A 4,491-nucleotide genomic window follows, 5' to 3' on the forward strand; every position below is an offset into this window, starting at 1 on the left:
TTAGGATCAGTTATTTAGCAATCTTGCTGCTCGTGCAGGGGTACAGTATTCCAGTGGAATCCTTTTTTCGTTGGCCATCGTGTTGCCTCTATACACTTGCCTTGAATAAATTGCCGAGCCAAGTGGGCAAGGTTCCCAACTTTTCTCTCTGTCGAGATAGGCTCAGCAAAGTCGTTAACCCACTCGGTTGAAATTCACTGGTAGCACATTGCTACCCCGTTGCGAGTCATAGAAATCGGCCAGCCACTGCAACAGCTTGCGCCGGTCGTCCAGATACTCAGCCCGGTGATAGGCTGCCCGCACCTTGTTGCGTTCGGCGTGGGCAAGCTGGCGCTCTATCACGTCCGGATCAAAGCCTTCCTCGTTCAAGGTGGTAGAGGCTAATGCCCTGAATCCGTGCGGTGTAGCGATCCCTTTATAACCCATCCGCCCCATTGCATAGCTCAAGGTGTTCTCACTCATGGGATTGGTCAGTTTACGCTCGCTCGGGAACAGCAACTCACAATGGCCTGTCAGCTGGTGCAGTTCATCGAGCACGGCCAACGCCTGGCGAGAAAGGGGGACAAGGTGCTCGGTTCGCATCTTCATCCGTGCAGCAGGGATCCGCCATTCTGCGCGTTCCATATCGAACTCATCCCAACGTGCAAAGCGCACTTCACCAGGGCGGGTCATGGTCAACATCAGCAGATGGAGGGCAAGACGAGTCGCCGGGTTAAGTGGCTCGGCTTCCAAACGTCGGAAGAATTCTGGCAGCTCAGAACGGGGCAAAGCGGGTCTGTGCTCCTGCTTGGTGGCCTTGAGCGCCCCCCTCAGGTCTTGAGCCGGGTTGTAGCTGGCTCGTCCAGTCTGAATGGCGTAGCGCATGATCGCGCTGACCCGTTGCAATATCCGTCCCGCTGTTTCGGTTGCCCCCCGCTTCTCAACTTTCCGGAGGGCCTCCAGAATCATGGGGGCAGTCAGCTCTGTGATAGGCACTAATCCCAGATCGGGGAAGACATCCACCTCCAGCGACTCGATCACTCGGGTGGCGTGGCCTGGGCTCCACAACGCGAACTGGCTCTGATGCCATTCCCGCGCTAACACCTCGAGGCTATTTTCACTGACCAGCCGACTGGCTACCTTGCTTTGCTTGCGCACGAGGCCGGGGTCTATCCCTTCGGCGATCACCCGGCGAGCTTCATCCCGTTTAGCCCTGGCCTCTCTCAGGGAGACCTCGGGATAAACCCCCAGAGCGAGCTTCTTCTCTTTGCCACCATGGCGATACTTGAGTTTCCAATACTTGCCGGACTTGTTAACCAGCAGGAACAGTCCCTTCTCATCGGCTAGCTTGTCGCCGTTCGGCTTGCCGCTCCACTTGGCCTGCCGGGCTGTTATGTCAGTTAAAGGCATCTGGGGGCCTCCATATCCAATTATGGGGGCCTAAGTTGCCGCAGTGGGGGCCTATCAGCATTGGCTGAAAGCCTTACAGGACAACGGTTGGCCACGATTGGGGGCCTAAATTCAGAGGGGAAAAATTGAGCCCCCATAAAAGCCCCCTGTTTCAGGGGTATGTTATGAGGCAATATGATACGACAGGACATAACAAAAAACCCGCACAGCCTTAAGCTATGCGGGTTCTAGCCATGTCATGATACGACATGAAATTCAATAATGGTGCCCGGGGTCGGACTCGAACCGACACGATTATTCATCGGCGGATTTTGAAACCCATAGGCTCCCTTACAAATCAGTAAGTTACTGATACTAAAGGACGCTAAAATCTCGATATGTTGAGTTATAAGGCAATGTGGGGCAAATCAATGGACTGTTTATGTACGTTTTTCAGCGCAGTAATGGGGTTGAGACGCACCGCATCTTCCAGATGATCCGGGGCAAAATGTGAATAGCGCATCGTCATTTTGATGTCTGTGTGGCCAAGGATTCGCTGCAACACCAGGATGTTGCCACCGTTCATCATGAAGTGGCTGGCGAATGTATGACGCAGAACATGGGTACTCTGCCCTACCGGCAACTTGATGTTGGCTCGCCTGATGGCTTTCTCAAACTCGGCATAGCAATCATCGAACAATCTACCAGTTCGTTTGGGCAACATGGCCAATAACCATGGGGCCACAGGCACAGTCCGGTTGCGTTTCCCCTTGGTCTTGGTGAAAGTGATCCGCCCCATACCAACCTGGGAACGGCTGACTTTCTCAATCTCAGACCAGCGGGCCCCAGTAGAGAGGCAGAGCATAACAACCAACCAGAGATCTCGCTGTTCCTTGCCGGCATCAAGCAACTGTTCAATCTCATCTTGGGAGAGATAGGCCAGCTCTGATTCCTGAACCTTATATTGGCGTAGGTCAGACAACGGATTACCACCGTTCCACACACCAAGACGGGCCAGTTCATTAAACACTGCCTGCAGGTAAAGTTGCTCCCGGTTGATGGTCGTCGGTGTGACCTTCTTACACTGTCCTGGTACATAGAGCTCACCCGCCAACCGCCGCTCGCGGTACGCCGAGAAATGCTCGGAGGTGAACTCGGTGGCAATGGGGTTATCAAGTGCTTCACATAACCAGACGAGCTTATCCCGTCGCCGATCACCATCGGCCAGTGTCTGACCATGACGACCAAACCAGATATGAACAAGGTCAAGCAGCCGTCGCTGCTCATGCTTTTCACTCTCTGGTTCAGGCTCTTTCAACCAGGGCTTGTTAGTAAGCTGGTGCCTCTCCCACGCAAGAGCTTCACCTTTTGTCATGAAGCTCTTTCGTATTCTTCGGCCGCCATCGCCATCAGGACGGAGGTCAGCTAGCCAAGGCTTCGTCTTTCCATCAACTTTTTTAACTACCATTGCACACCACCCGCGCTTTCTTATGAGGTGTCGTTGCCAAAGCCGCCATCATAGAAAGCATTCAAACTGCTCAGAACTTCTTACCAGCCCACACGACCCTGCCAACCAAATCCAGTTCTGCCAATTCGGCCTTATTCAGGTCACGCGATTTATAAAGAGGGTTGTCAGAAATAACCCGAATGCCACCTAAATCGAACTGCAACCGTTTCACAAATAAACCACCCTCGAGGCGCAACACATAAAGGCCATCGCGAGGAGCCTCACCGTTTTTTAGGCGTATCAGGATCACATCACCGTCATTGATAGTTGGCTCCATGCTGTCGCCCTTAGCCCGGATGACGGCCATCTTTGCCGGTTCAAAACCTTCACGACGCAACCAATCCGAGCGGAACGCCATCGGCTCAGCCAATGGCTCGTCGGTAATCTGTGAACCATGACCAGCACTCGCTTCCACTTGATAGGCGGAAATAGTAGTGAATTCGTCAGCCCGATAAGAGCCTTGAGCACCGGAGGTTGCATCATGAGATACATGAGAAAGTGGGCTGTTAACCCCATCACCGATGCCAAACACCAACCAGTCAAATGTAACTCCCCCTGCTCGCGCTAAGTTTAACGCTCGATCAATAGGGGGAATGGTTCCTTCGTACAGATAGCGCTTGAGGCCGCTATCGCTCATGTCGGCTCGTCGAGCAAAAGCACGCAAGGGCTCATTGCCAATCACTTTATTAAGTCGCTCTGAGAATGACAACTGATCAAAACCAACCTTCAAAGCTTTCTCCGTAGCCATAAAGCACCTTGTAGAATCTTACTGAACAACCAATGCCCTTCATGCTTGACCGAATAGCTTTTTAGATCAACAATCAACCTTGAAGAGTTAGATTGTGGCTTCGGAGCTATATCGAGCCATATAGAGCAACGTTTAAGGGGACCTATCATGTCAGAGATTGCAATCCAGATCGATACACCGATCAAGACACAAGAGAAGTTTGCAGCAGATGCTGGCATCCCACTGGGTACGGTGAAGAAGATGGTTGGGCGTGGCGAGCTGCAAATCATGCCGAAATACTCTCCGAAAGCCAGAGTGCTGATCAACATGGTCGCGCTCTATCAACAGGCTGCTGCAGCGGCATATCCTCCGGCAACCTTCCGGTAACTATGGCACTCAATGGAGCGAGAACCATGTTTATCGGTAGAGACTGCAAACATCCGCACTTCGAATCTGCATGCAGCAGATTTAAATCCAACCATGAGATCAGTGTGATCGCCCCATCAGCTGGCATCGATGCGCAAGTTTTGAGGAATAAGCTCAATCCTGACCAGCCACACCACCTGACTGCTCGGGATCTCATTGCTCTCTACCACGCCACCGAGGGAGATGAAACCCTGTTCGACGGCATGCTGCTCGAGTGTGGCCTCACTGCCGTGGCGATACCCAAGGCAGAGCGTGCACCTTCCCTCCCCCATCAGGCGATCGACCTGAACGCCAAGATCGCCAGCATTGGCCAGCGGGCGCTGGAGCTGACGGAACGCGGCCGGATAACCCGCTCTGAACGCAACACCCTGGTGAGCGTGGCCACGTCGGCCATGGGCTCACTCGCCATCTTGATCCATGACGTTGAAACCCGCTTTCAGGCAGTACCAGCCCTGGCATGCGC

The 4,491-nt window shown here is 53.3% G+C and carries 5 protein-coding genes; 2 read left to right on the forward strand and 3 right to left on the reverse strand.

Going from position 1 to position 4,491, the window contains the following annotated elements:
• Positions 1–174 precede the first annotated feature (174 nt).
• From AXW79_RS15070 to AXW79_RS15080, 3 genes are all read right to left on the reverse strand, one after another.
• Positions 175–1,389 carry a tyrosine-type recombinase/integrase gene (locus AXW79_RS15070; protein ID WP_005320367.1) on the reverse strand — a complete coding sequence of 405 codons (1,215 nt, stop codon included), beginning with the start codon at positions 1,387–1,389 and terminating at the stop codon, positions 175–177.
• Between the two features lie 385 nt (positions 1,390–1,774).
• On the reverse strand, positions 1,775–2,836 hold the full coding sequence (locus AXW79_RS15075; protein WP_005320365.1) for a site-specific integrase: 1,062 nt from the start codon (positions 2,834–2,836) through the stop codon (positions 1,775–1,777).
• 70 nt (positions 2,837–2,906) lie between these two features.
• The gene (locus AXW79_RS15080) at positions 2,907–3,623 is read right to left on the reverse strand and encodes a LexA family transcriptional regulator (RefSeq protein WP_005320363.1); all 717 of its coding nucleotides are present in this window, start codon (positions 3,621–3,623) and stop codon (positions 2,907–2,909) included.
• 147 nt (positions 3,624–3,770) lie between these two features.
• On the opposite strand from AXW79_RS15080, the gene AXW79_RS15085 reads away from it, so the two are divergent.
• Together AXW79_RS15085 and AXW79_RS15090 are read left to right on the forward strand one after the other, a co-directional pair.
• Positions 3,771–3,989 carry a hypothetical protein gene (locus AXW79_RS15085; RefSeq protein ID WP_005320361.1) on the forward strand — a complete coding sequence of 73 codons (219 nt, stop codon included), beginning with the start codon at positions 3,771–3,773 and terminating at the stop codon, positions 3,987–3,989.
• A 26-nt stretch (positions 3,990–4,015) separates the two neighbouring features.
• Positions 4,016–4,491 (forward strand): phage regulatory CII family protein (locus AXW79_RS15090; protein WP_043151274.1); only part of this gene is annotated, 476 nt, incomplete at its 3' end.

The sequence above is a fragment of the Aeromonas salmonicida subsp. salmonicida genome (assembly GCF_001643305.1).
Taxonomy (GTDB): domain Bacteria; phylum Pseudomonadota; class Gammaproteobacteria; order Enterobacterales; family Aeromonadaceae; genus Aeromonas; species Aeromonas salmonicida.

Excerpts from the sequence above, each read along its gene's own strand:
- AXW79_RS15080 (WP_005320363.1), bottom strand. The coding sequence starts at position 3,623 with ATGGCTACGGAGAAAGCTTTGAAGGTTGGTTTTGATCAGTTGTCATTC.
- AXW79_RS15070 (WP_005320367.1), bottom strand. The coding sequence starts at position 1,389 with ATGCCTTTAACTGACATAACAGCCCGGCAGGCCAAGTGGAGCGGCAAG.
- AXW79_RS15085 (WP_005320361.1), top strand. The coding sequence starts at position 3,771 with ATGTCAGAGATTGCAATCCAGATCGATACACCGATCAAGACACAAGAG.
- AXW79_RS15075 (WP_005320365.1), bottom strand. The coding sequence starts at position 2,836 with ATGGTAGTTAAAAAAGTTGATGGAAAGACGAAGCCTTGGCTAGCTGAC.